At 58.7% G+C, this 26,545-nt stretch carries 26 protein-coding genes; 12 read left to right on the top strand and 14 right to left on the bottom strand.

Annotated features, from left to right (window positions below):
* Positions 1–40: 40 nt before the first annotated feature.
* From tpiA to rpsO, 4 genes are all read right to left on the bottom strand, one after another.
* Positions 41–787, bottom strand: a complete 747-nt coding sequence (tpiA, locus tag O987_RS05750) for a triose-phosphate isomerase (RefSeq protein WP_003057838.1) — start codon at positions 785–787, stop codon at positions 41–43.
* The gene (locus O987_RS05745) at positions 784–1,791 is read right to left on the bottom strand and encodes an NAD(P)H-quinone oxidoreductase (protein ID WP_043371106.1); all 1,008 of its coding nucleotides are present in this window, start codon (positions 1,789–1,791) and stop codon (positions 784–786) included. The genes tpiA and O987_RS05745 overlap by 4 nt, the downstream gene beginning before the upstream one ends.
* A gap of 131 nt (positions 1,792–1,922) precedes the next feature.
* Positions 1,923–4,175 carry a polyribonucleotide nucleotidyltransferase gene (gene pnp, locus O987_RS05740; protein ID WP_043371105.1) on the bottom strand — a complete coding sequence of 751 codons (2,253 nt, stop codon included), beginning with the start codon at positions 4,173–4,175 and terminating at the stop codon, positions 1,923–1,925.
* Between the two features lie 217 nt (positions 4,176–4,392).
* Positions 4,393–4,659: a 30S ribosomal protein S15 gene (gene rpsO / locus O987_RS05735; RefSeq protein WP_003057844.1), complete on the bottom strand. Its 267-nt coding sequence runs from the start codon at positions 4,657–4,659 to the stop codon at positions 4,393–4,395.
* Positions 4,660–4,893: 234 nt separating this feature from the next.
* Between rpsO and O987_RS29810 the strand changes: the two genes are divergently transcribed.
* The 9 genes from O987_RS29810 (at position 4,894) to O987_RS05715 (ending at position 14,786) form a co-directional block, all read left to right on the top strand.
* Complete coding sequence (locus O987_RS29810; RefSeq protein ID WP_080731451.1) at positions 4,894–5,178, top strand: hypothetical protein; 285 nt, start codon at positions 4,894–4,896, stop codon at positions 5,176–5,178.
* Positions 5,179–5,257: 79 nt separating this feature from the next.
* On the top strand, positions 5,258–5,818 hold the full coding sequence (locus tag O987_RS27745) for a GspH/FimT family pseudopilin (protein ID WP_080731450.1): 561 nt from the start codon (positions 5,258–5,260) through the stop codon (positions 5,816–5,818).
* The gene (gene pilV, locus O987_RS27740; protein ID WP_158407665.1) at positions 5,809–6,417 is read left to right on the top strand and encodes a type IV pilus modification protein PilV; all 609 of its coding nucleotides are present in this window, start codon (positions 5,809–5,811) and stop codon (positions 6,415–6,417) included. Before O987_RS27745 ends, pilV begins: the two co-directional genes overlap by 10 nt.
* Before the next feature lie 14 nt (positions 6,418–6,431).
* Entirely contained in the window at positions 6,432–7,286 is an 855-nt protein-coding gene (locus O987_RS28620; RefSeq protein WP_144244893.1) for a PilW family protein, read from the top strand.
* A 2-nt stretch (positions 7,287–7,288) separates the two neighbouring features.
* The gene (locus O987_RS27735) at positions 7,289–8,032 is read left to right on the top strand and encodes a pilus assembly PilX family protein (protein ID WP_080731448.1); all 744 of its coding nucleotides are present in this window, start codon (positions 7,289–7,291) and stop codon (positions 8,030–8,032) included.
* A gap of 1 nt (position 8,033) precedes the next feature.
* Positions 8,034–11,423, top strand: coding sequence for a pilus assembly protein (locus O987_RS27730; protein WP_080731447.1), 3,390 nt, complete (start codon positions 8,034–8,036; stop codon positions 11,421–11,423).
* A gap of 11 nt (positions 11,424–11,434) precedes the next feature.
* Positions 11,435–11,878, top strand: coding sequence for a type IV pilin protein (locus O987_RS05725; RefSeq protein WP_158407664.1), 444 nt, complete (start codon positions 11,435–11,437; stop codon positions 11,876–11,878).
* Between the two features lie 30 nt (positions 11,879–11,908).
* Entirely contained in the window at positions 11,909–13,018 is a 1,110-nt protein-coding gene (ribD, locus tag O987_RS05720) for a bifunctional diaminohydroxyphosphoribosylaminopyrimidine deaminase/5-amino-6-(5-phosphoribosylamino)uracil reductase RibD (protein WP_043371102.1), read from the top strand.
* Between the two features lie 34 nt (positions 13,019–13,052).
* Positions 13,053–14,786, top strand: coding sequence for a phospholipase D-like domain-containing protein (locus O987_RS05715; RefSeq protein WP_235214254.1), 1,734 nt, complete (start codon positions 13,053–13,055; stop codon positions 14,784–14,786).
* Here the strand turns inward: O987_RS05715 and O987_RS05710 are convergent.
* The gene (locus O987_RS05710) at positions 14,740–15,783 is read right to left on the bottom strand and encodes a tRNA dihydrouridine synthase (protein ID WP_043371099.1); all 1,044 of its coding nucleotides are present in this window, start codon (positions 15,781–15,783) and stop codon (positions 14,740–14,742) included. The genes O987_RS05715 and O987_RS05710 overlap by 47 nt on opposite strands.
* A gap of 172 nt (positions 15,784–15,955) precedes the next feature.
* Between O987_RS05710 and O987_RS05705 the strand changes: the two genes are divergently transcribed.
* Complete coding sequence (locus tag O987_RS05705) at positions 15,956–16,570, top strand: hypothetical protein (RefSeq protein ID WP_080731446.1); 615 nt, start codon at positions 15,956–15,958, stop codon at positions 16,568–16,570.
* A 31-nt stretch (positions 16,571–16,601) separates the two neighbouring features.
* Here O987_RS05705 and O987_RS05700 read toward each other — a convergent pair whose 3' ends face one another.
* The 6 genes from O987_RS05700 to O987_RS05675 form a co-directional block, all read right to left on the bottom strand.
* Positions 16,602–17,816, bottom strand: coding sequence for a methyltransferase (locus tag O987_RS05700; protein WP_051962118.1), 1,215 nt, complete (start codon positions 17,814–17,816; stop codon positions 16,602–16,604).
* Positions 17,817–17,850: 34 nt separating this feature from the next.
* Positions 17,851–18,375 (bottom strand): GNAT family N-acetyltransferase, encoded by a 525-nt coding sequence (locus O987_RS05695; RefSeq protein ID WP_003057859.1) that lies wholly within the window; start codon positions 18,373–18,375, stop codon positions 17,851–17,853.
* 267 nt (positions 18,376–18,642) lie between these two features.
* Positions 18,643–20,082 carry a coniferyl aldehyde dehydrogenase gene (locus O987_RS05690; RefSeq protein WP_019043786.1) on the bottom strand — a complete coding sequence of 480 codons (1,440 nt, stop codon included), beginning with the start codon at positions 20,080–20,082 and terminating at the stop codon, positions 18,643–18,645.
* 178 nt (positions 20,083–20,260) lie between these two features.
* The gene (locus O987_RS05685) at positions 20,261–20,617 is read right to left on the bottom strand and encodes a hypothetical protein (protein ID WP_043371096.1); all 357 of its coding nucleotides are present in this window, start codon (positions 20,615–20,617) and stop codon (positions 20,261–20,263) included.
* Between the two features lie 29 nt (positions 20,618–20,646).
* A complete protein-coding gene (gene clpB, locus O987_RS05680; protein ID WP_003057865.1) occupies positions 20,647–23,259 on the bottom strand; it encodes an ATP-dependent chaperone ClpB in 2,613 nt (870 codons plus the stop codon).
* Positions 23,260–23,671: 412 nt separating this feature from the next.
* Positions 23,672–24,130 (bottom strand): molybdenum cofactor biosynthesis protein MoaE, encoded by a 459-nt coding sequence (locus O987_RS05675; RefSeq protein WP_043376129.1) that lies wholly within the window; start codon positions 24,128–24,130, stop codon positions 23,672–23,674.
* A 53-nt stretch (positions 24,131–24,183) separates the two neighbouring features.
* Here O987_RS05675 and O987_RS05670 point away from each other — a divergent pair, with 53 nt between their 5' ends.
* Entirely contained in the window at positions 24,184–24,438 is a 255-nt protein-coding gene (locus tag O987_RS05670) for a hypothetical protein (protein ID WP_003057869.1), read from the top strand.
* A gap of 3 nt (positions 24,439–24,441) precedes the next feature.
* Entirely contained in the window at positions 24,442–24,768 is a 327-nt protein-coding gene (locus tag O987_RS05665) for a hypothetical protein (RefSeq protein WP_043371095.1), read from the top strand.
* Between the two features lie 68 nt (positions 24,769–24,836).
* Here the strand turns inward: O987_RS05665 and O987_RS05660 are convergent, their stop codons facing one another.
* The 3 genes from O987_RS05660 to O987_RS05650 form a co-directional block, all read right to left on the bottom strand.
* Positions 24,837–25,424, bottom strand: a complete 588-nt coding sequence (locus tag O987_RS05660) for a hypothetical protein (RefSeq protein ID WP_043371094.1) — start codon at positions 25,422–25,424, stop codon at positions 24,837–24,839.
* Positions 25,421–25,771: a GIY-YIG nuclease family protein gene (locus tag O987_RS05655; protein WP_003057875.1), complete on the bottom strand. Its 351-nt coding sequence runs from the start codon at positions 25,769–25,771 to the stop codon at positions 25,421–25,423. Before O987_RS05655 ends, O987_RS05660 begins: the two co-directional genes overlap by 4 nt.
* A 170-nt stretch (positions 25,772–25,941) precedes the next feature.
* Positions 25,942–26,514 carry a TetR/AcrR family transcriptional regulator gene (locus O987_RS05650; RefSeq protein WP_200879591.1) on the bottom strand — a complete coding sequence of 191 codons (573 nt, stop codon included), beginning with the start codon at positions 26,512–26,514 and terminating at the stop codon, positions 25,942–25,944.
* Between the last annotated feature and the right edge of the window lie 31 nt (positions 26,515–26,545).

Below are 26,545 nucleotides of genomic sequence, written 5' to 3'. Positions count from 1 at the left end.
TGAATCATTGCGCACCGCACCGGAGTGCGGCGCAGACGAATTATTGCGCTGCCGCAATAATGGTGAGGAAATCCGGGGCCTTGAGAGCCGCGCCACCGATCAGGCCACCGTCAATATCGGCCTGAGCCAGCAACTGCGCCGCATTGCCCGCATTCATGCTGCCGCCGTAAAGCACAGGCACGCGAGCGGCCTTGTCGCTGGCTGCAGCCAGTTGCGCACGCAGCACGGCATGAACCTGCTGGGCCTGCTCGGGCGAGGCGGTCTTGCCAGTGCCTATGGCCCAGACAGGCTCATAGGCCACCACCAGCTCGCTCACGCATGGACCGACCTGGTGAATCACGGCTGCCAGCTGACGCTTGACCACGACTTCTGTCTGACCGGCTTCACGCTCCGCCAGGGTCTCGCCCACGCAGACGATGGGCGTAATGCCCTTGGCCAGCGCGGCCTGGGCTTTGGCAGCCACCACGGCATCAGTCTCGCCATGATACTGACGACGCTCGGAGTGACCGACCAGCGCGTAGCGCACGCCGAACTCCTTGAGCATGATGGCCGAAACCTCGCCCGTGAATGCACCCTGCTCGTGCTGGGACACGTCCTGCGCGCCCACACCGATGGAAGTACCCGCAAGTTCCGCCTGGACCTGAGCCAGATAAGGCGCAGGAGCAGCCACGGCCACACCCGCCTTGTTTCCAGCAGGCAAGCCCTGCTTGATGGCCTGCAGCAAAGCGGCATTGGCAGCCAGGCTGCCGTTCATCTTCCAGTTGCCAACAATGAGTTTTTGCTTCATGTTTCCCAAGTCAAAACGATTTTTCCGGTGTGCTGGCTGGATTCCATCAGCGCATGAGCCTGCGCTGCGTCAGCAGCATCGAATTCACGATAAATGGCTGGGCGCACCTTGCCGGACTCCAGCAGGGGCCAGACATTGCGCTTGAGCGCCTCGGCGATCGCCGCCTTGAAGGCCACTGAACGCGGGCGCAGCGTGGAGCCGGTCACGGTCAGTCGCTTGCGCAGCACCAGGCCGGCATCGAACTCGGCCTTGACGCCGCCCTGCACCGCAATGATGACCAGGCGGCCGTCGGGAGCCAGGCATTGCACCTCGCGCGCCACATAGCTGCCGGCGACCATGTCGAGAATGACATTGACGCCTTCGCCTGCCGTGATGCGCTGCACTTCCGCGGCAAAGTCCTGGGTCTTGTAGTTGATGGCGTGGTCGGCTCCGAGCTTGAGGCAGTCATCGCACTTGGCATCGCTGCCCACCGTGACAATGACCTTCGCGCCCCAGGCCTTGGCCAGCTGGATCGCCGTCACGCCAATGCCACTGCTGCCACCCTGCACCAGCAAGGTTTCGCCGGGCTGCAGAGCACCGCGATCGAACACATTGCTCCAGACCGTGAAAAAGGTCTCGGGCAAGGCCGCCGCCTGGACGTCGCTGAAACCCGCCGGCACCGGCAGACACTGGGCCACAGGCGCAGCGCAGAAACTCGCATAGCCGCCACCTGCCACCAACGCACAGACGCGGTCGCCGAGCTTGAAGCCAGCTTGCGCCATGGCGGCCTCATCGCCGGCAACAATCACCCCCGCAACCTCCAGCCCTGGCAAATCCGAAGCCCCAGGAGGTGGTGCGTAATGACCTTTGCGCTGCAGCACATCGGGGCGATTGATACCGCTCGCGGCTACGCGAATCAGCACCTCCCCCTCAACCGCCACCGGCATGGGACGTACACCCATGCGCAGCACGTCTGGCGCACCATAGCTGGTGATTTCCACCGCTCGCATTGTGTTGGCTTCCATAGTCAGGCTTTGCTTCATCAAAGAAATCAGGCTCAAACGCTTATGCAGAAAGCGCTGGCAGCTACTAAATCAGGATTAGCCAGCAAACGACAAAACAGGAGACCGCCTCACGGCGGCCTCCTGCTCAGCCATTACTGCTGCTGTTGCTGCTGCTCGTCAGCGGCTGCACGGTTGTCGCGCGGCTCGCGGTTTTCGCGGGGCTCGCGATTCTGGCGAGGAGCACGTTCGCGGTACTCGCGATCGCCACGGGGTTCACGCGGCTCGCGGGGCTCGCGCTCGGGCATGCCGGCGGGACGCTCGGTCAGCGCCTTCATCGACAGCTTGACACGGCCCTTGTCGTCGGTCTCCAGCACCTTGACCTTGACCACCTGGCCTTCTTGCAGGTAGTCGGTGACCTTTTCCACGCGCTCGTGGGCGATCTGGCTGATGTGCAGCAGACCGTCCTTGCCGGGCAGCAGATTGACCAGGGCACCGAATTCCAGGATCTTGACGATGGGGCCTTCGTAGATCTTGCCGATCTCGACTTCGGCCGTGATCTGCTCGATGCGCAGCTTGGCGGCTTCGGCCTTGGCGCCATCGGTGGCGGCAATGGTGATGGTGCCGTCTTCCTCGATGTTGATCTGGGTGCCGGTCTCTTCGGTCAGCGCACGGATGGTGGCGCCGCCCTTGCCGATCACGTCGCGAATCTTCTCGGGGTTGATCTTCATGGTGTAGAGCTTGGGCGCGAAGCTGGAGACTTCGGCCTTGGCTTCGCCCATGGCTTCCTGCATCTTGCCCAGGATGTGCATGCGCGCTTCCTTGGCCTGAGCCAGGGCGACCTGCATGATTTCCTTGGTGATGCCCTGGATCTTGATGTCCATCTGCAGGGCGGTGATGCCGTTGGTGGTACCGGCCACCTTGAAGTCCATGTCACCCAGGTGATCTTCGTCACCCAGGATGTCGGTCAGCACGGCGAACTTGTTGTCTTCCTTGATCAGACCCATGGCGATACCGGCCACATGCGCCTTCATGGGCACGCCGGCATCCATCATGGACAGGCAGCCGCCGCAGACCGAAGCCATGGACGAGGAACCGTTGGACTCGGTGATTTCCGACACCACGCGGATGGTGTAGGGGAACTCCTCCTTGGTCGGCAGGCAAGCGGCCAGAGCGCGCTTGGCCAGACGGCCGTGGCCGATTTCACGGCGCTTGGTCGAGCCCATGCGGCCCACTTCGCCGGTGGCAAAGGGAGGCATGTTGTAGTGGAACAGGAAGCGGTCTTCGAACTCGCCAGCCAGTGCGTCGATCTTCTGGGCATCGCGCTCGGTACCCAGCGTGGAGATCACCAGGGCCTGGGTTTCACCACGCGTGAACAGCGCGGAGCCGTGGGTGCGGGGCAGCACCGAGGAGCGGATCTCGATGGGGCGCACGGTACGGGTGTCACGGCCGTCGATACGGGGCTCGCCCGCCAGGATCTGCGAACGCACGATGCCGGCTTCGATGTCGAACAGCATGCCTTCAACCTTGACGCCGTCGAACGCCACGCCTTGCTCGGTCAAGGCAGCCTTGACGTCGGCGTAGGCCGTGCGGCAAGCCAGGGTACGCACCTGCTTGTTGCGCTCCTGGTAAGCGGCGCGCAGCTTGGCTTCACCCAGCTCGACCACCTTGGCGATCAGCGCTTCGTCCTTGGCGGGAGCAGTCCAGTCCCATGCGGGCTTGCCGCCTTCGCGCACCAGATCATGGATGGCGTCGATCGCGATCTTGCCTTGCTCGTGGCCGAACACCACGGCGCCCAGCATCACTTCCTCAGGCAGTTGCTGGGCTTCGGACTCCACCATCAGCACGGCGGATTCGGTGCCGGCAACGACCAGATCCATCTGCGAATCCTTGCGCTGGGTCTGACCGGGGTTCAGCACGTATTCGCCGTTGATGTAACCCACGCGGGCTGCGCCAATAGGACCGTTGAAAGGCAGACCCGACACTGCCAGAGCAGCGGAGACAGCAATCATGGCAGCGATGTCGGCGTCGACTTCGGGGTTCAACGAAATGGTGTGGATGACCACATGCACGTCGTTGTAGAAGCCTTCGGGGAACAGGGGACGGATGGGGCGGTCGATCAGACGCGAGGTCAGAGTCTCCAGCTCGGAAGGCTTGGCTTCGCGCTTGAAGAAGCTGCCGGGGATCTTGCCGGCGGCATAAGTCTTCTCGATGTAGTCAACGGTCAGGGGGAAGAAGTCCTGGCCGGCCTTGGCGATCTTGGAACCCACGACAGTGGCCAGCACCACAGTGTCGTCGATGTTAACCAGCACGGCGCCGGAGGCCTGACGGGCGATTTCGCCGGTTTCCATGGTGACCGTATGCTGGCCCCACTGGAAGGTCTTGGTAACTTTGTTGAACATGGTCATATTGACTCCTTCATGAATAGCTGGATGCGCTTATCCAGTCTTGATTTGGAGTGCAAACAGAACACGATGCCATTCCAGTGCTGCGCTACGCGCTATACAAATTGCAGCACGCAGTGCAGCACTGGAATGACACAGCTTCGCTCTGTTTTGCGAACTCCGAAGTAAAAAACGCCTGAGCTAGGCAATCTAACTCAGGCGTTTCGATCTTTCACCGTGCTTACTTGCGCAGGCCCAGCTTGGCGATCAGTGCTGTGTAGCGGTCAGCGTCCTTGGACTTCAGGTAGTCCAGCAGCTTGCGGCGACGGCTCACCATGCGCAGCAGACCGCGGCGACCGTGGTGGTCCTTGGCGTTAGCCTTGAAGTGGGGAGTCAGTTCGTTGATGCGAGCTGTCAGCAGAGCCACTTGCACTTCGGGGCTACCAGTGTCGTTTTCGGAACGGGCATTGGCCTTGACAACTTCAGCCTTCTTATCGGCAGCGATCATTTTGTTTTCCTTAGGATTTGGCACTCAGCGGGGAGCACCTTGGTTACTTGCGCCAAGACTGGAAAGGCCTCAGCGTGCGTCTTGCACCATGCAAAACCTGGCGATTATATCAAGAGCTGATTTATTCCCCATACAGCAGCACGACCAGCCTCGGATCCAGTCAGGCAAACCCCGCTTGCCGATGCCAGGACCAGACACTGACAATGCCTCATCACCTTCGACCAAGGATTCGCCATGCTCCGACTGTCTCGACGAGACTCGCTTGCCCGTCTCTGCACTGCGGCCCTGGCGGCTGTCGCGCTCGCCCATCTGCCGGCATTCCCAGCCAATGCAGCCGTTGAACGCAGCCACAAGGCTGCCAGAAAGCGAAGACACAAGGTCAAGATCCTGAACACCCGGAGCAGCTCGGAAGAGACCACCGCCGAACGCGACAGACGGCTGTACCGGGAATGCCAGGGAAGACCCAACTCCGGGGCATGCGCGGGGTATACACAGAGGCCACAACCGGGAAGGCGCTGAGAGGCACCGCAGGTCTAGCAAAATCAACCGCCAGTCCCGCCCGTGGTTACAAAGTGCTGCATCCATCTACCATCCAAGCATGCACCTTTCTTCGTATTTTTTAGATCGGCCTTTCTGCCTGCGAAGGCGAGCCCACGGCTTCACATTGATCGAGCTGCTGACCGTGATTGCCGTGCTGGCCGTGCTTACCGCAGTTGCCGCACCCAGTTTTACACCCATGATCCAGCGTTGGAATGTCAAATCGACTACTGAAAGCATGGTGAGCACACTGTATTTGGCCCGCACAGAAGCCATAAAACGCGGCGGGGGGGTCACCATAAAGAAAACCCCAAATAATACCAATGGCTGTACAGCCGCCAGCACCAATGAAGACTGGGGATGCGGCTGGAGCATCTTTTATTCTGACTCGGCTGGAAACTCAATTAGCATAAAAAATATACCTCCACCCAAAGGAATAGAAGTAACAGTAAAAAGCAGTAGTGGAACCATCTCCTTAGATCGCTGGGGAAAGATGAGCGGAATTAACGCAAAAGGCATATACATACTTCCCGCAGGAGGAAACTTAAATCCTCCCGCTCAAGGCATATGCACAAGTTCCGGAGGAAGAATTCAGGTAATCGGGGACCCTCCATGCGCTTAAATAAACAGAATGGCTTCACCTTACTTGAGTCATTAATAGCAATCTTATTAACTGCACTTGGAATATTAGGCATATTGGGTGTTCAGATGCGCACTCTTTCCAATACTCAAGATACCATGCGAAGAACCCAAAGCATTCGTTTGGTCAATGATTTAAGTGAAAGAATAAAGAATCAAACCAGTGGCATAGCAAATGCCAATCAGTACACAACCACCTGGACAGATCTTACTCAATCAATTACGGAGCCATCGGTGGACTGCTCTTCGAGTGGAGCCTCTTGCACAGCTACACAGCTCGCCGCTTACGACAAATATATTTGGCTAAACTCAGCAAAGAATACACTCCCACTGGGGAAAGCAAGGATTTTCGCCACCGCCGATGGGAAGGCCCTAGGAGTGATGCTTGCCTGGCGTTCCAATGAAGATTCTGCTGGGGTTTCTTCATCAATCAGTGCCACGGACTCGACCGGTACAGCCGTTCAATGCCCAAAGATCGACGCCAATAACTCGCAGAGCCCTTATATGAGTTGCCATCTGCAATATATCAGCCTTGATGAACGCTGCCAAACCGTTGCCTCTACAGCCTACTGCTCACAATAGTCACCAATATTGATATGCAGAAAGATCCTCATTCCTTTAGGTCCTCCAATCGTCTACACCAGCAAGGCGTGACTCTTATCGAGTTGATGGTAGGTATTGCAATTGGACTTCTAACTGTCGCGATTGCAATTGGCGCATTGCTGGCCTCAAAAAATGCAAGCATATCCACCAGCGACAGCACAACAATGCAGCAGCAAGCGGCTTATGCATTTCGTGTGATTGGACAACAGATTCGACAAGCAGGTAGCCTCTCTCTGGAGCCATCCACCAGCTATCTGGAATCTGCATATTTTCGAAATAACCTTGCTATAGCAAGCTATCCGCCTATCTCAGGAAAGGACAGCCCCGGAAGCAATGAATATAAGTTGACTGTAACCTATCAAAATGCTCCGATTGATAAAATTTATCCACTTGCAGCAGACGGAACTGCAAGCACAGGCTCCTTGCTAAGAAATTGCCTGGGAGAAAATCCGTCCAGCTCTCCACCAGAGGCTCTTCAAAGCGCATTCAAGCTGGACAGCAATATTCTGTATTGCGCCGGCACAAGCTCCAAACAACCTATTATTGGAGGGTCCCAGGCAAGCGACATCAAAGTCAAGGATTTCATTGTTCGCTTTGTGAGCCAGCAAGGCTATACCAATCCGACTTTCGCCTACTCTACTGCTTCTGCATTCACTGACAATGCAGCTTGGTCAAAAGTTCAGTCGGTAGAGGTGTGTATTGAATTGGAAGGCTCCGACAGCATTGACACTGCGGGCAGCAACTATATCAACTGCAGCAATCAAACGGTATCCCGCGGAAATCGATTACGCATGGTTTTCAGAAACACTTTCCGTTCTCGTAGCCATGCCTGGCCAACAAGCAGCTAAATATGAAGACACCAAACAAAAATCTGCAACAGGGAGCCGCTCTCTATATTGTTGTAATTTTTATTCTACTTTCTATGCTCGTTGCTCTATGGGCTTCTCGTTCAGCAATTTTCAATGAATTGGTAGCTGGCAATGATGCCGATTATCAAAGAGCCATGGAATCCGCACAAGCCATGGTTCAAGATGCTCAGGATGATATATACCGGCATCTTTATGACAACACAAAAACTTCACTAAGAACAGGTAGCACCCAGCAGTTCCCTGGTAGCCAAGATGTTTTTTTTGGACCGTGGAGCGACAGCCTCGCAGCTCAAACCAATCAATGCAAGAATGCCATTTGTTTGAGGCGAACCATCGCGGAGGATTTCTGGAATGACCCCAGCACCTTGCAAGCCATGCTTAGCCTAGGGGCGAGATATGGGCAATTTTCTGGTGCCAACCAAAGCGGCTCGGAAACAATTACACCTCCCAATCCAATTTTGGCATTGACCGATGCCAATAAAGGAGCTTGGTATTGGATAGAGCCGATGCCATATGGGACACTTGGATTGAGTCCCGGCGGAAATATTGGAAAAATAGTGCAAGGCACAACGACACCGGCGACAAACGCAGAAATGATTTTCAGAATTACAGCCCTGGCCTTTGGCATCAAAGGATCGAGCAGCAGCACTGATTTTAGCGACCATTCCCCGACCATGGCCGTAATCCAGACAGTCATCTCCATGCCTGTGATTAAAGGTGAATAATATGAAAAGAAAAATAATTATCAAGAACCTCGCCTATTCTTTGGCTATCGCAGGTCTTGCCACACATATTTACACAAATGCAACGCCACTTAATTTCGCAACATACCCTGCAGGCAGCGCAAGCATAGAACCTGCCCCTAATGTCATCATTTCGGTTGACGACTCTGGAAGTATGGGCGACTCTGGCATTAGTGCACTCAAAACGGCATTAAAAGACACATTTGCAGTAAGCAATATTCCCGACAAAAGACTCCGTATTGCTTGGCAATCCATGAATCGATGCAATGGCATCCCTAGCAATAGCACATCTTGTGGTAATAGAAACTCCCTGAAAATCCTGGAGGGAGCACATCGCACCAATTTCTTGACTTGGGTGGATACGCTCACCGCAAAGGATGGAACTCCATCTCATCAGATGGTAAGAAATGCCGGAGATTATTTAAAAAATACACCGCTGAATAGTGATTCCCCGTGGGCAGAGGTACCCGGAACCCGGTTGGGCAATGTACTCTCTTGCCGGAAATCCTTCCATATTTTCATGACAGATGGTGGCTGGAACAGCTCCACCAGCAGCACGACTACAAATATAGATGGAGACAGAAACCTTACGGGCTACAAAACCATATCCCCAGGGAATATTGATGGAACAAATGCAACATTTGCAGATCAAAAATCATACGTAGCAAGTTCCACTCAAACAAAAATATACTCAGACTCCTGGGGATCAACCAGTCAAACCTGCTCTAACAGAACCAGTTGCTCAACAGATGGTATTAATACCTTAGCCGATCTTTCATTTTATTATTGGGCGACCGACCTGAGAGACGATATCCCAAATCAAGTCAAACCAATCATAAAAAAGAGTGGTTCAGAAATATTCAAGAACTCCAGAAATCAGAACATTGAAATTGAAGAGTATTGGAATCCAAAGAATAATCCAGCAACATGGCAAAGCTTGACAACATATACCATTGGATTTAGTGGCGCAGCAACCTGGACAGGCACCCCGACCTGGGGAGGAGACACCTTCTCTGGCGACTACAGTAAATTGATTACAGGAGATTTATCTTGGCCAAGCCCACTTTGTAAATCCGATAACACCTCTTCTGATACTGGGACATTTTCTTGCGATGGTGTTTACAACAGAACAACCTCCGGGTACAACGTAAACGAAAATAATAGAAAAAAAGAGCTATGGCACATGGCCATCAATGGACGCGGCAAGTTCATTCCTGCCTCGACCAGTGAAGATCTGAAAAATGCGTTCAAGGATATTGTCAGCAATATTATTGAAGACACGTCTCAACCCCTCACTGGATATGCAAGCTCATCCAGTTCCATCAGCACGCAGGATGCCAAACTCTATACAGCAACCTACGACGCAAGTGGATGGAAGGGAGCTATTTATTCCCAGATTGCTGCAACGGATACGGGAGTCCTTTCCGCAAACTCAGCTTGGGGAAACAATATAAACAACCGCCTACCTACTACGGCAGACAAGCTTGATGCCCGTACAGGACAGATAGCAAATAGATTAGTATTGACAAGCAATGGCAGCGCCGGCATCAGCTTTAACTATGCAAACCTGTCGGATGCACAAAAATCTAGCTTGACCACGTCTCTGGGAACCAATGCGACAACCGCAAACAAAACAAGTCTTGGAACAGCCATAGCGGATTTCATACGTGGAGATATCACCAACAATGGAGGGACTGTTCAGAATTTCAATTTTAGAACACGCAGCTCCATTCAAGGCGACATCGTCAATTCAGCCATATGGTATACGGGATCTCCAAGTCAAGGCTACAATCAGCCAGGATACTCCGCATTTGCAGCGCGCTATAAAACACGAATACCCATGCTTTATGTAGGCGGAAATGACGGAATGCTACATGGATTTTCTGCAGTGGATGGCCAAGAGAAAATCTCTTATATCCCAGAAGGAATAATATTCAGACTTCCGCAGCTTGCAAGCAGCTCATATACTCATCAATATTATGTAGATGGCTCTGCATTCACTGGTGACATTGTCATCAACTCCACAAGCACAGACCTTGCGGACCGATGGCGCACCATGCTTGTTGGAAGCCTCGGCGCCGGCGGAAAAGGTTATTTCGTTCTCGATGTAACCCAGCCCGGCCCCACTATCAACACGGGATATGCCAGTAACTTTTCAACCGCAAATGCGGGAAGTATCGTTGTCCTAGATAAAACTGCGACAACAGATGCAGATATTGGATATATTTTCAGCACCCCAGTCGTAAGTGAGTATAGCCCTCAAATTTCGACGCAAATTGTCAAAATGAACAATGACCGATGGGCCGTTGTCATGGGCAATGGCATAAATAGCACCAATGAGCGCCCTGTTCTGCTGGTCCAATATCTTGACGGGCAAAAGGAATTGGTAAAAATCACCGCAGCCTCATCAGGAACCAATGCCAGCAGCAATGGTTTATCCGCTCCTCGTCTGGTTGACCTGAATGGCGACGGCACACCTGACATCATTTATGCAGGAGATCTTCGCGGAAATCTGTGGAAATTTGATCTTTCTAGTTCAAATCCGCAGAACTGGGGGATTGCATTTTCAGGTCAGCCACTTTTTACAGCGAGCTATACAGCCAATAATGCGACAACCTTGCAACCCATCACTACAGCACCACTGGTTAGAGTCAGTGAAAGCACGGCCGGTCTCATGGTCGCCTTTGGCACCGGAATAAATGTGACCGAAGGTGATAGAACAGACGCATCTGTCCAAAGTTTCTATTCTGTGGTTGACAATACACGCTATAAGCTGTGCGCGGCCGATCAAACATCATGCACTGCCGGAAAGGTAATTATCGATACCAATGCAGCAACCCCGACTGTCGTTGCAAAGTCAAATCTGGTTGCAAGAACATTCTCAAGCACCGCAACGGCAGGCACCGGAAATAGCCAAGGCCAGAATTTCTGGGGTATGGGAACTCAATCCGAGCTAAATTATCTCAACAGCAAGGGTTGGTACTTTAATTTCCCGGTAACTGGTGAGCGAGTTCTTAGAAATCCAAGATTCTATTCAGCAGCAAGCAACATCATAGACATTCTTTCAGATGTACCTGCCTCCGGCGGAAATGTAGAAGGGGAAACATGCGAACCAACCTCCACCCCAGCCAAAGCCTGGCGCAGTCTTTTAGGTATCGAATTCGGGCTTAAACCTGTTCAGCAGCTCCTGGATACCAATGGAGATGGTCTTTATAATAGCGCCGACAGTGGTACGAATAGAACCACCTCCTCTCCGCGAGAAATATCTTTAGGTACGCGAGGAGGGAAGATTAATATTGGTACTCAGCAAACCTCCAATACAGGAAAGCTCAGCAACCCAGTGACCTCTCTGAACTGGCGACAGCTTCAATAAGGAATCGCTCAATGAACAGCATGGAAAAACAAAAGGGCTTTACACTCATCGAGCTAATGATTACGGTTGCTGTCATAGGTATTCTGGCTGCGATTGCTTACCCGAGCTACGCTGAATACACGCAACGAGGATTTAGAAATGAAGCCAAAGCCGGCTTGCAGCAAGCGGCCCTATGGATGGAGCGTGCAGCAACTGCCAACGGCGTCTACCCGATCACTGGTGACAGCACCCAGAAGACAGCCATGGACAAGATGCTGGCCCAGTACGGTACAAGCAGGTATACCTTCAGCTTCGCAAGCTCCAGCACATCTGCCTATGTCATCCAAGCAGCCCCTCAAGGAGGTCAAGCAGTTGACAAATGCAAGACTCTTACCTTGAACCAGGCAGGTGTTACCGGCGCCAACAGCAAGGTACAAGGAGACACGGGCTACAACGCCGACTGCTGGGGCAAGTAGGCCCTACGCCTCTGCATTACCATCCTGGGCATGACACCCTCTGCCCATTTCATGAACAAGGCGCTTGAGCAGGCTGCTCAGGCGCTTTTTCTTTCCTCACCCAACCCGCGCGTTGGCTGCGTGATCGTCGATGCCTCGGACCGTATCATCGGCCAGGGCTTTACCCTGCAGGCCGGTGGCCCCCACGCCGAGGTGATGGCATTGCGCGATGCGGCGGCCAAGGGCAACGATGTGCGTGGAGCCACGGCCTATGTGACGCTGGAGCCCTGCTCGCACCATGGCCGTACCGGCCCCTGCTGCGACGCCTTGATCGCAGCCGGCATAGCCAAGGTGGTGGGGGCGCTGACGGATCCCAATCCGCAAGTGGCCGGCCAGGGCTTCGAGCGGCTGCGCGCCGCGGGTGTTGATGTGGAGATTGGCCCCGGCGCAGCCGAATCACGCGAGCTCAATATCGGTTTTTTCAGCCGCATGATTCGCGGCACGCCCTGGGTGCGCATGAAGGCGGCCAGCTCGCTGGATGGCGTCACGGCCTTGCACAATGGTCAAAGCCAGTGGATCACCTCGGCGGCTGCCCGCGCCGATGGACATGCCTGGCGTGCCCGCGCCTGCACGATCTTGACCGGCATAGGCACGGTGCTGGAAGACAACCCGCGCCTGAACGTGCGCGACCAGCCCACGCCACGCCAGCCGCGTATTGCGGTGGTGGACAGCAAGCTGGACATCCCGCCGGACGCTCATGTTTTGAAAGCACCTAGCGGTTGCTTCATATACACCTGCAGCATAAACCAGTCCAAGATCGAGAAACTGCGAGCGCTAGGTGCTACGGTTATTGCTATGCCGAATGCAGCGGGCAAGGTCGATCTGGCAGCCCTGCTGCGCGATCTGGCCCAGCGCGGCACGAATGAGCTGCATGTGGAAGCAGGCTTCAAACTCAACGGCTCACTGATTCACGAAGGTCTGGTCGATGAGCTCCTCTTCTATCAAGCCCCCAAGCTGCTAGGCACGGGAGCCATGGGCATTGCCAACTTCGGCCCGCTCGACAGCCTGGAGCAAGGCCTGCCACTGGAGTTCCATGATGTCGCCCGCATGGGACCGGATCTGCGCATTGTTGCCAGAATCCAGGGCCGAGAGCAGTTCTAGCGCAGTCTGTGTCCGACATGTGAACTCGGTCATCATGGGTTACAAAGCAGCAATGACGGCTCCTATCTCTACATCGTCACGCCTGCAGCCGTTGCGGCGGCCCAAGTGTCCGGCACTGCTTGCCGGCGCTTTTGTCGTGATGCTGCTCACGGGTTGCGCAGCACCGCTGCCCAAGCATGTGGAGCGCCCCGTCAGCACGGCCCTGAGCCAACCCCAAAGCACGGACCTGGGCCTGTTCATCTCCCAGACCCGGCCTGCCAAGGCCAAGCCCGATGCCTCGGCTTTTGCCTTGATCTCCGGCCCCAGGCATGCGCTCAGCAGCCGCATGGCGCTGGTGGAAAACGCACAGAAAACGCTGGATCTGCAGTACTACGCCATCCATGCAGACCAAAGCACCGGGCGACTGCTGCGCGCCGTCGTGCAGGCGGCCCGGCGCGGCGTGCGCGTACGCGTGCTGCTGGACGATTTTCACAGCACCGGGCCCGACGCGCAGGTCATGCGCCCGGCTTTTGTGCCCAATGTGGAGATGCGCATGTTCAACCCGCTGGCCGGCTCGCGCGCCTCCACCATCGGCCGGGCCTGGACGCTGCTGACCGACTTTCAGCGCGCCCAGCAGCGCATGCACAACAAGCTGTTCGTGGCCGACAACACCCTGGCCGTGATCGGCGGACGCAACCTGGGCGATGCCTATTTTGACGCCTCCAATGTGGGCAATTTTGTCGATCTCGATGTCCTGGCCGGCGGCCCCGTCGTCAAGGATTTGTCGCGCAGCTTCGACCGCTACTGGAACAATGTGCGCGCCTACCCCGTACAGTCGCTGATCAGCGAGCCGGATTTGCTCAAGCTCAAGACGCAGTTCGACCAGGAAGACGCCAAAACCGAAGCCGCGCCAGCCCCGGGCACCGGAATCGCAGGACCGGAGTCCGAGGACAAGTCCATGAATCTGAACCGGATCCCATGGATCTGGGCCCAGGCCATGGTGCTGGCGGACAGCCCGACCAAGATTCCCGTCGAAGGTGCGGAACGATCGGCGGCCAGCGAGCCCGTCGGAACAGCCGTGCTTAAGGCGGACGACGCCCACAGCCTGCCCTCCTCGGCCACGCCGGCGCTGAATGCCGAATCGGTGGTCGATGGTCTGTTGGCACTGATCCGCTCCGCCAGGCAGGACCTGCTGGTGGTTTCGCCCTACTTCGTGCCGGGGCCGGAGATCATGGATGCCTTTCGCGCCGCGCGCAGCAAGGGCGTGCGCATCCGGGTGCTGACCAATTCCCTGGCTTCCAACGATGCGCCGCTGGCCCATGCCGGCTATGCACGTCATCGCAAGGCGCTGCTGGAGATGGGCATAGAACTGCATGAAATGCGCAGCGAAGCGGCCAATGTACGCTCCGCATTGCGCGCAGGCACCACGGGCTCCAGCGGGGGCAGCGCCGGGGCTTCGCGGGCCATGCTGCACACCAAGCTGCTGGTCATGGACGGGCGCCTGGTCGCCGTGGGCTCCATGAATCTGGACATGCGCTCACAGCTGCAGAACACCGAGATCGCCGTGCTGATCGGCAGCCGCCGCTTCAGCCAGCTGGCCAGCGACAGCATCGACGAAAGCCTGCCCGAAAACAGCTGGCGGGTGGACCTGGACCCCAAGGGAAAGCTGGTCTGGCGCGCCCCCCAGGAAAGCGGTCTCGAGGACTCCTACTCGGAGCCCGATGCCAGCCTCGGACTGCGCCTCATGCTGCAGCTGCTCGGGCCTCTGGCTCCGGACAGTCTGCTTTAGACACGGACTGCGGCCAGGCCCATTCCTGCTGCAGATCGCGCAGTGGCAGCGCCTGCACCCAATCGCTGATGGCGCGTTGATCGGTCTGGGTGCGCACCTCCTGATAGGCCTGCTCGGCTTCGGGAAAGCGTCTGCGCATGAGATTGAGCCATTGCTTGAGACGACCTGCACGCTGACGCGGCTCCAGATCCTCGCAGACCATATGCCAGAAACGCTGCACCTGGGGCGCCAGCTCAAGCCAATCAATGCCCGCCGCCGCCGTGCCACTGCCCTGCTCCACGGCGCGGCGCACCGCCAGTGCCAGACCCGGGTCGGCCACGATGCCGCGTCCCAGCATCAGATCGTCACAACCCGAGACTTCGCGGCAGCGCAAGGCCTCCTCCACGGTCCAGATCTCGCCATTGGCCACCACATTCACGCCCACCGCCTCGCGGATGCGCGGAATCTCCTCCCAGTAGGCCGGGGGGCGATAGCCATCCAGCTTGGTGCGTGCATGGACGACGATTTCGCAGGCTCCGCCGCTTTCCATGGCCTGGGCGCACTCGGTCATCAGCGCCCGGTCGTTGAAACCCAGCCGCATCTTGGCCGATACCGGCAGCTGCGCCGGAACCGCCTTGCGCACGGCTTCGACCACGCGGGCAATCTGCATGGGGTCCTGCAGCAGCGATGCACCACCGCCATGGCGGTTGACCACCTTGGCCGGGCAGCCGAAATTCAGATCAATGCCCTCGGGCCCCAGACGCGCCAGATTGGCCGCGTTTTCGGCCATGCTGACGGGGTCAGAACCCAGCAGCTGCGCCCGCACCGGCACTCCGGCCAGCGTCCGGCTGCCGTAGCGCAGCTCAGGCATGGTGCGCAGATAGACCTTGTCCGGCAGCAGGGAGCCGCTGATGCGAATGAACTCGGACACGCAGCGATCCGCGCCGCCCACCCGGGTCAGCACATCGCGCAACACAAAATCCAGCAGCCCTTCCATGGGCGCAAGCAGCAGTCTCATTTCAGATTCAAATCAGATTGACCTGTAGCGCTTATTCAGAAAACGCCAGCAGCTATTAATTCAGAAGCAATTGGCAAGCTTGGGCAGTAATGACTGGCCGATCCACTGCGAATTGGCGCAGATTCACACCAGTGTCATCGTCAGCTCATGCAATAGCGCATCCGCACTTGTAATGCGCCAGACAGAACCAGCCATGATTTTGCAGAAAACCGCCAAGGCCCAGGAGGAACTTCAGCCCGGATCGCGCCAGCTGCCGCAGCGCGCGCGCTCCCTGCTGTTGCTGGCCGGCGGCAAGAGCATGGAAGAACTTGCCGCCATGCTGGGCAGCGATCATGCCGCACTGGCCCAGCAATTGGTGGAGCAGGGGTATCTCCAACTGGTGGCGTCCTCCAGCGCCCCCAGGGAGCGCGGCGTGGCCCTCCACCCTGCAGTGGCTCTTGCCACCCTCGGCGAAAGCCCTGCCGTACCGGCCCTGGCGCCAGCAGAGCAAGCCGCCAGCACGGTGCCAGCCATCAATATGGCAGGCACGCGCATGTATTTATTCGATATGTGCGAGCGCCTGTTTGCCAACCGCCATGAGGCACTGGCCCAGACATTGCGCACCCAGCTGCGCGAGGCCAGAGACCTGAACAGTCTGCGCAGCGCAGGCATCAGCCTGTTGACAGCGGTAGAGGAATATGCGGGCGAAGAGCGCGCCCGGTCGCTGCGCGAAAGGCTGGCCGCCCTGCTGGCGCATGGCGAGGCAGCCGATCCGTCCAGCCAGGAACTGCAAGGCGCGACGGCCTAGCTTTCCGACGGCCGACGGACGACGCCCGCGGTCAAGCGGCAGCAGCCAGACGCCAGAGCGAGGTCACTTCGGCCGCGCGCGCAGTGTGCAAGGGGTCCTCGCGGTCCTGCGCCTTGCCATGATGCGGGCGAACGTCATCGCGGCCCAGTACCTTGAGGCCGGCCGCTTCAATCCAGCCCAGCAACTCGTCACGCGTACGCAACTTCAGATGCTCGGCCAGGTCCGATAGGATGAGCCAGCCTTCGCCACCCGGCAGCAGGTGTGCTGACAGCCCTTGCAGAAAGCCGCGCAGCATGCGGCTGTCTTCGTCATAAATGGCCTGATCGAGCACCGATGCTGCCTTGCCCGGCAGCCAGGGCGGGTTGCACACAATCAGGCCTGCCTGTCCTTGCGCAAACAGATCGGCACGCTGCAGCTCCACCCGGGAAGCATGACCCAGACGCTGCAGATTCTCGGTGGCACAGGCCAGCGCACGCTCGCTGGTATCGGTGGCGACCACCGACTTCACGCCGCGCTTGAGCAGCAATGCCGAGAGCACGCCCGTACCGACACCGATATCCCAGGCCTGTTGCAGACCGGCAGCAGGAATGCTCGCACGCGCCACCAGATCGAGATACTCGCCGCGCACGGGCGAGAAAACACCGTAGTGCGCATGAATGCGGGCGCCATCCAGGGCGGTAATCTCCACCCCCTTCTTGCGCCATTCATGGGCGCCGACCACCCCCAGCAGATCGCGCAGCGGCACCAGCACGGACTGCGCATGTGCTTGGGCCGGAGCAGCGCCCCAGGCCTCGGAGCAGGCCAGGCTCCAGTCCGGGGCCCGGCGCAAGGCGCAATGCCATTGCCTATCCAGCTCGATCAGAATGCTGCCCAGCATGCGTGCACGCTGGGCCTGGGACTGGCGGTACAGATGAAACGCGTGGGGAAAGCCTGCCGCAGCAGGGCTCTTTGGCGGGCTCTTGCGGCGCGACTTCTTGTCCAGCCGGCGGCCCAGTGCCAGCAACAGCTGGCGCGCATTCTGAAAATCACCGCGCCACAGAAGTGACGCACCTTCGCTGATATGGCGAAACGCCGTATCAGCGGGCATGGTGTCATCGGCAACTTCGATGCGGCGGGGCTTGGGCAGGCTGCTTTCGCTGCGCCACAAGGCCGTATGGGCGCGGGCTTGCTCCTGCCATTGCAGTAGATCGAAAGCAGATGTGGGAGCGCAGACTGAGGCCGCGAGCTTGCTGTGGAGAGACGTCACGACCTGTCTTTCAGTGAGGGTTGAACCGCTGTGATCAGCCGTTCAGAGGGCGCTTGACGCGCACTTCTTCGATCTTGATGCTGCCGATCACAGCCGTCTTGGCCGTGGACATTTCACGCTTGAAGCCAGCCATTTCATGGAAACGCAGGGCACGCTCGTTGCGCAGCGGAATCCAGGCAGTCACATTGGTGCAGCCTTCTTCCAGCAAACCGTCACGGGCAGCGTCCCACAGGGCAACGCCAACGCCTTGGTTCCAGTGGGAAGGGGCAGCATAGATGGCCCAAATCTCGCCGGTGGTCTGGCGGGACTTTTCATCACGGGAGCGGTCAAAGCCGATAAAGCCGACGATCTTGTCGCCGTCGATGGCGACCTGGACCTGCGGCTCGCAGTATTCAATAGCTTCGCGCCAGTAAGCCTGGCGCTTTTCAACCGAGGACATGGCCTTCAGTTGATCATCGGGAACCAGACCTCGATAAGCCTCCAGTGCGGAAGCAGTATGGATCTGGGCAATCGCTTTTGCATCGCGAAGAGTAGCGGGACGGACCTGGATACTAGACATGGAAAAACCGGGGCGGAAACATGTAAGAATAGAAGGGCGTAATTGTCTACAGATTCAGAGTTTTGGCACGCGGTGCAGTGGTTAGCCATTTGCTCAACTGCGGCTGTTCGCTATTTCTTGCTATGGCGCAATCTATGTGCTATGCGCTTCACTAAGCAGAGCAGCAAGCCCGCAACCATCAATGGTTTGCGTCACATTTGATGACAATATGGCAAGCGCTCACCACAGCATGCAAGCGCTCAATCCCTGGATCGCAGTCAAGGAAATTCAGAGCCAGCGCCGCATGAATTCCATCACCCGGTCGAATTTCTCCCCGAATGGCGGGTACAGCAGGGACGTCGCCGCCCAGCGCGACTGTACGAAAACCGCCTTCTGGTGCACAAAGCGCAAAAAGCCCTGCTCTGCGTGATAGGCACCCCAGCCGCTGTCGCCGACACCGCCGAACGGCAAGTTCTCATGCGCCACATGCAGCAAGGTGTCGTTCACACAGACGCCTCCGCTGACGGTGCGCATCAGCACCGCATCGCGCTCGGCCTCGCCATTGCCGAACCAGTACAGCGCCAGCGGGCGCGGGCTGGCGTTGATGGCATTGATCACGTCCTCGATATGCTCGTAGGAGATCACGGGCAGGATGGGGCCGAAGATTTCCTCCTGCATCAGCTGCATCTCGCCCGTGGCGCCAAACACCAGCGCCGGAGCGAACTGGCGCTCCACCGCATCGCCCCAGGCCGTGGTGTCGCCATCGACCGCAGGGGCTGCGGCCTCATGCATCCAGTGCACCTGCGCTCCCAGGCTTTGCGCCTGACGCAGCATCTGCTTGAGCCGGGCCAGATGGCGCTTGCTGATGATGGCCGTGTAGTCCGGGTTGCCCGAGATGCGCGGGTACAGCTGCTGGACCGCCGCCTGGTAGGCCTCGGCAAACTCCTGCTCCTTGCCGCGCGGCAGCAGCACATAGTCGGGAGCGATGCAGGTCTGCCCGGCATTGACCAGCTTGCCATAGGCCACCTTGAGTGCAGCGGCCTGCATATCGCAGTCCTGCGCAATGATGCAGGGCGATTTGCCCCCGAGCTCCAGCGTGGTGGGCGTCAGGTGCACGGCCGCTGCCTGCGCCACGCGCCGCCCCACGGCCGTGGAGCCGGTGAACAGCAGATGGTCGAACTGCAGGCCCGAGAACTGCGTGGCCACGGCCACATCGCCCTCGATCACGCAGAACTCTTCGGGTGCAAAGAACTGGGCGACCAACTCGGCCATTTTGGCCGAGGTATGCGGCGTCAGCTCGCTGGGCTTGAGCATCACTCGATTGCCCGCCGCCAACGCCGTGATGGCCGGCGCCAGCGACAGCTGCAGCGGATAGTTCCAGGGGGAGATGATGCCCACCACGCCCAGAGGCTGGCGCTCCACCCAGGCCTTGCCGGGCTGCAGCATCAGCGGCGTTCGCACCCGCTGGCGCTTGCTCCACTTGGGCAGATGCTTGAGCGTATGCCTGAGCATATTGCGCACCAACATCAGATCCAGCATCTCGGTCCAGCGCTCGGAGCGCACGCCAAAGTCCTGCTCCACCGCCGCGCACAAGGCCGGACCGTTCTCGTCCAGCAGCTTCTGCAGACGCAGCAGCCTCTCCCGGCGCACCAGCAAAGGTACATCGACCTGCGTGCGGCTGGCTTGGTACTGCAAGTCAAAAATGCGGTGCAAGTCCATGTAGTTCATGCCTGTCTGAAAATCCCAAGATCACAATCCCGACCATACCGCGAGACTGCGTAAACACAGCGTAAAAAAAGAGCCTGATGCAACACTGCACAGGCTCTTGTATGTTGACCGCGAAACCAGCCTGCGGCCTTTTTGCCTCACTGGCTCCAAAGTATGAAGCCTGCCCAAGGGCTTGTCATTACGACTCATGCACCTCGCGCGGCTGCACATCGGTCACATCGCCAGTACCGGGCAGAACGCCGCGGCGCCCGCGGGTTTCACGCGCATCCTTCTTGGCATCGGCATTGCCCGACGATTGCGCCATCCACTCGGCTCCCGAGCGGTACACCGTCTGCCAACCGGCAAAAGGACTCATGGCCCCCATGCTCATGGGCACCACGGGCTGGCCCGTGAGTCTGGCCCACAGGGCGCGCACGCCCCAGGCCAGAGCGATGAGGCAGGCCACGGCCATCAGGCACAGGAAGAACACCAGGCCCACCAGCATCAGCATGATGCGGACGGCCCAACGGGTTGCAGTGGCGGCGAAATCGTTCAAAGCAATACCTCTTTCTAGGGTTCGGGACCTCAGGCAGTGCCTGCGGACTCGAACCGGAACACCCCGGGGTCATTCACCGGGTCGACTGTCACAGCTATCGTACTCTTGGGCGGGAACTTTCCCTCGAGTAACAACTTGGACAGCGGGTTTTCAATACGCTGCTGGATGGCTCGCTTGAGTGGACGGGCACCGAACACGGGATCGAAGCCCACCTTGGCCAGCTCGGCCAGGGCCTGCTCGGACACCTGCATGCTCAGTTCCATCTTCTGCAGACGGCTTTCCAGCAACTTCAGCTGAATTCTGGCAATCGCCTCGATGTTCTTGGCATCCAGTGCATGGAAGACCACGGTTTCATCGATACGGTTCAAGAATTCGGGTCGGAAATGGTTTTTAAGTTCCCCCCAGACCGCTTCCTTCACATCATCCGCATCCTCGCCAACCATGGCCTGTATCAGATGCGAGCCGATATTGCTGGTCATCACGATCACAGTGTTCTTGAAATCCACCGTGCGCCCCTGACCGTCGGTCAGGCGACCATCGTCCAGAACCTGCAGCAACACATTGAAGACGTCGGGGTGGGCTTTCTCCACCTCGTCCAGCAGCAGCACGCTGTAGGGCTTGCGACGCACGGCTTCCGTCAGGTAGCCGCCCTCTTCGTAACCCACATAGCCGGGAGGCGCACCGATCAAGCGTGCCACAGAGTGCTTTTCCATGAACTCACTCATGTCAATGCGCACCAGATGGTCCTCGCTGTCGAACAGGAATCCTGCCAGCGCCTTGCACAGCTCGGTCTTGCCCACGCCCGTGGGGCCCAGGAACAGGAAGGAGCCGGTGGGACGGTTGGGATCGGACAGGCCGGAGCGCGAGCGGCGGATGGCATTGGCCACGGCAGAGATCGCCTCCTCCTGGCCCACCACACGCTCGTGCAGCTTGTCTTCCATGTGCAGCAGCTTGTCCTTTTCGCCCTGCATCATCTTGGCCACGGGGATGCCCGTGGCACGGCTCACCACCTCGGCGATCTCTTCGGCTCCGACCTGGGTACGCAGCAGCTTGTTGGCCGTCGCGCCATCCTGGCCTTCTTCCTTGGCCTGGGCTTCATGCAACTGCTTTTCGAGTGCGGGCAGCTTGCCGTACTGCAGCTCGGCCACCTTGTTGAAATCGCCCTTGCGCTTGAACTCCTCGATCTGGATGCGCAACTGGTCCACTTCCTTACGGATCTGCTCCGAGCCCAGAGCGCTGGCTTTCTCGGCCTTCCAGATTTCCTCGAGGTCGGCGTACTCGCGCTCCAGGCTCTCCAGCTCTTCCTCGATCAGCTGCAGACGCTTTTGCGAAGCCTCATCCTTTTCGCGCTTCATGGCTTCACGCTCGATCTTGAGCTGAATCATGCGGCGCTCGAGCTTGTCCATCACCTCGGGCTTGGAGTCCATCTCGATCTTGATCTTGGCCGCAGCCTCGTCGATCAGGTCGATGGCCTTGTCAGGCAGAAATCGGTCGGTGATGTAGCGATGGCTCAGCTCCGCCGCGGCAACGATGGCGGGGTCGGTGATATCGACGTTGTGATGCGCCTCGTACTTCACCTGCAAGCCGCGCAGAATGGCAATCGTGTCCTCCACCGAAGGCTCGTCCACGATGACCTTCTGGAAGCGGCGCTCCAGCGCTGCATCCTTTTCGATGTATTTGCGGTATTCATCGAGCGTAGTCGCGCCCACGCAATGCAGCTCGCCGCGCGCCAGTGCGGGCTTGAGCATATTGCCGGCGTCCATGGCGCCATCGGCCTTGCCGGCGCCCACCATGGTGTGGATTTCGTCGATGAAAAGAATGATGCGGCCTTCGTCCTGTGCGATTTCCTTGAGCACGGATTTGAGGCGCTCCTCGAAGTCGCCGCGGTACTTGGCACCGGCCAGCAGACCGGCCATGTCCAGCGACAGCACGCGCTTGTTCTGCAGGCTCTCGGGCACCTCGCCGGCCACGATGCGCTGGGCCAGGCCTTCGACAATGGCAGTCTTGCCCACGCCGGGCTCGCCGATGAGCACGGGGTTGTTCTTGCTTCGGCGCTGCAGTACCTGGATGGCGCGGCGGATTTCATCGTCGCGGCCAATCACCGGGTCCAGCTTGCCGCTGCGGGCACGCTCGGTCAGGTCCAGCGTGTATTTCTTGAGCGCTTCGCGCTGGCCTTCGGCTTCCGCACTGTCCACGTTCTGACCTCCTCGCACGGCATTGATGGCCGCTTCCAGGCTGGACTTGCTCACGCCGCTTTGCTTGAGCAAGGCACCGGCGCGCGTGGCCGAGCCTGCGGCATCGGCCAGCGCCAGCAGAAACAGCTCGCTGGCGATGAACTGGTCACCGCGCTTGAGGGCTTCCTTCTCCGAGGCCTGCAGCAGGCGGGCCAGCTCGGAGCCGACCTGCACATCGCCTTGCTGCTGCACGCGCGGCAGATCAGCCATGGCCTGTTCTGCCAGGTTCTTGAGTTGCTGCACATTGCCGCCGGCACGCTGCAGCAGCGCACGCGGGCCGTCGTCCTGGCGCAGCATCGCCACCAGCAGGTGCAGAGGGTCGATGGTGGATTGATCAGCACCGAGCGCCAGGGACTGCGCGTCGGCCAAGGCTTCTTGGAATTTGGTCGTCAGTTTGTCAATTCGCATGGTTTGTCGCTTTCGCTCCAATCAGATTCATTGCTGATTTATCTGATAGCCAGGTGGTGAATTTCAAGACCGGAAAGGGCAATAAAGCGGCGCAGAAGGCAGCAGAGAGCTTGCTTCTTGAGAAAAATCAAATGCGCTCTACGCCCGAGGCCAGACCCGAGCATGGCGCCTCACAGTCTCATCGCATGTAGGCCCAAACCCACAATGCGCCCCATTGCGGCTGCACACCACTCTGGGCTTGCCAGCACGGAAACTACCAAAAACCATAGCTACTTGCGCTTGATAAATAAGCGTTGGCAGCACTTTTATTCATAGAGTTCCAAGATCATGCGCCGCTGCACACGACCGGGTGCCACCAGCCCCCCCCCCGCCGACGGGGCTCCGATATCGGCCAACGCTCAGGCGGCCGTTCTTATTGCCACCGTGCCAGCGCCTGTTCGTCGCTGACACGCGCATCCACCCAGCGAGCTCCCTGCCCGGTCTGCTCTTTCTTCCAGAACGGCGCTTCGGACTTCAGATAGTCCATGATGTATTCGCAGGCCTCGAAGGATTTGCCGCGGTGGGCGCTGGTCACGGCCACCAGCACGATCTGGTCCATGGGCTGCAGCAGGCCGATACGGTGAATCACGCGCGCGCCATAGATGCCAAAGCGCGCCACGGCCTTATCGATGATGGCTTCGATCGACTTCTCGGTCATGCCGGGGTAATGCTCGAGTTCCATGCTGGAGACGGCATCGCCCTCGTTGCGGTCGCGTACCGTGCCGACAAAGCTGCAGACCGCGCCCACGCGTGCATCGCCGCCGCGCAAGGCGGCGATCTCGGCCGAGAGGTCAAAGTCCTGGATCCGAATGGATACGCGTGATGCAGTCATAGCCGCATTGTCGCAGGCCAGCATGGGCATGTCCGGCGCATTAGCATTGCGCCATGGCCACACAAACCATCAATCTGCCGGAGTACACGCTGTACCCCTCTCCGCGCAACGAGCACCGGATGATTTTCGAGTTCCAGCTCTTTGTGCCCTATCCCTACGAGCTGATCCATCTGCCCGACTACAACTTCAAGGGCAAGGCCACGCTGTTTGCCGCCCACCGCAAGCGCGACAACAAATCGGGCCAGCTCATCACCTGCGAGCTGGCCGTGGACATCGAGCGTTTCGAGCGCCTGTTCGAGCCAAGCTAAGCCATGGACGACACCAGCCAGATTCAGCCGCCGCCCAGCTTTGCCGAGCTGTTTCGCACTCGCAGCGGCAAGCTGTCCGCCCCAATTGCCGAGGTCGTCGCGCGCTATGAGCTGTGCGAAGACCTGGCAAGCCATCTGGCCGAGCAGGCACAGACGCTTTATCACTCGGGCAATTCCTCAGAAGAGCAGGTACTGCTGGGCATGCATGCGGGCCTGGCCGCGGAGGGCTCGGTCGTCACGGAGCCTGAAGCGGGCTGGATCGTGCAGCGCCTGGCCGAGCTGCTGGAATGGCGTGCACCGCAGTTCCCCACTCCTGCGGAACCGACCTGAAAGCCCGGACAGAAGCGGTTTTCAGCGCTTTCAGACCAGCATTTTTCGCTTCAAACGCCGGAGCTAGATCAGAAGGCTCCGGCAGGCGCATGCAGACGCTGCCAGGCCAAGGACCGCCAGGCAGGCGTTCCATAGGCGGCGACCAGATCGCGCCCGATGACGGCCCAGGCCGGGTCGGCTGGGTTCAGACCCAAGGCCTCGATGAACGGTGCTTGCACGATGAAGCACTGGCGCCGATAAGGCAGCAAAAAACCATCCACCTGCTGTGCGAGCACGCTGCGCGCCTGTGCGTACTCGCTGAACCAGATGTGCAGAAGAATGCCGCTACGCGGCACATGCCAGAAGCTACCCATGTCATCTCCCGGTGCCGCCAGCGCTCCCAGCACCCGACGCGCCTGCTCCCAGCCGGCAAAGCCGGCCTCGCGCGCAGCCTGATGCAAGTGGTCGCGCAAGCTGGTCGAGCCTGCAGCCCCCTCGCGACGCGCACGGCTCAAGCGGACGCGGGCACGCACCTTGATCTCGTCGATCAGGGCCTGCGGCGACAGGCGTTCCGCAGCAGAACTTGCCCCCATGGCCGGACCCGGTGGATCAATCGCTGCAGCACCAGCGGGCAGCGCCTGGCCTGAGCTCATGGCATTCACGGTTTCGCTGCTCATGACTGCACCCCTTGCAGCTCTTGCTGCCACAGAGACAGCAGGGCCTGAAGTTCGGCGTCATAGTCGAACAAGGGGTCGTCGCGTTCCTTGATGCGGTCCAGTACCTCGAAACGGAATGCCTGTGCGCCATGGCGGGCCCAGGCCTGGGCCAGTGCCGCATCGCGCCGGGAGCCATTGCTCAGTTCGAACCGCAGGCGGTTGAGTATTGCGTCCACATTGCGGCTGGCACCCAGGCGCAACAAATCGGCGGCATCGCAGCGCACCGCGTAGACACCCATGGCGGGAAACGCCTGTTTGTAGTCCCGCGTCAGCGCGCGCCGCGCCTGGGGATGGAGAGATGAAGTCATGACAGTGCTCCAGGTTGCATCGGAGCCCCCGCGCTGGGCCCTTGGAACAACCATGGTCTGACAGAACATCGAATCGAGCGTGAACACGCTGCCTAAAGCAAGGGTGAGAGCCTCTTGTGCGGGCAGGCGCCCCTTTTGCACCTGTGAGCTGCGATTCTAGTGCAAGCGCCTCAGATCTGCGCAGGTGTCAGCTGCTCGACCAGCTTGCGCCCGAAAGCCACATCGGGCTGCAGACCATAGAGAATGCGATAGACGATGGGTGCCACCAGTTGATCCAGCAAGGTGTCCACATCGGGACCCGAAGCGCCGCGCGCCCGGGCCCTGCTCAGCACAATGCCGAGCTGCTCCCGGATGATGTCCACGCAGGCGCAGGTCACCTGATCTTCCTGGGTCGCCACCAAGGTATCGCGCAGCAAGGTACGCCCCAGAGGCGAGCCCATTTCCTCGATGTATTGCTCGGTCCAGGCCTGCAGATCGCCATGCAGGCTGCCCGTGTCCGCCGGCTCGGCAATGGGACGGATGCGCTCCAGCGCCACATCGGCCAGCAGTTGCGGCAGATCGCCCCAGTGGCGGTACAGCGTGGAAGGCGTGACGCCGGCTTCGGTGGCTATCAGGGGGAAGGTCAGCTCCTCGCGCGGCATGCGCTCCAGCAGTTTCCTCACCGCCTGATGCACGCTGGCCTGTACACGGGAGCTGCGCCCGCCAGGCCGGGATTGGACCGGGTCTTTTGCAATCATGGTCATTAAAGCTAAATATTTGCGTTAATGAGAAGTT

The sequence above is a fragment of the Comamonas testosteroni TK102 genome (genome assembly GCF_000739375.1).
GTDB lineage: Bacteria > Pseudomonadota > Gammaproteobacteria > Burkholderiales > Burkholderiaceae_C > Comamonas > Comamonas brasiliensis.
This window is presented reverse-complemented; position numbering and strand designations above follow the sequence as displayed.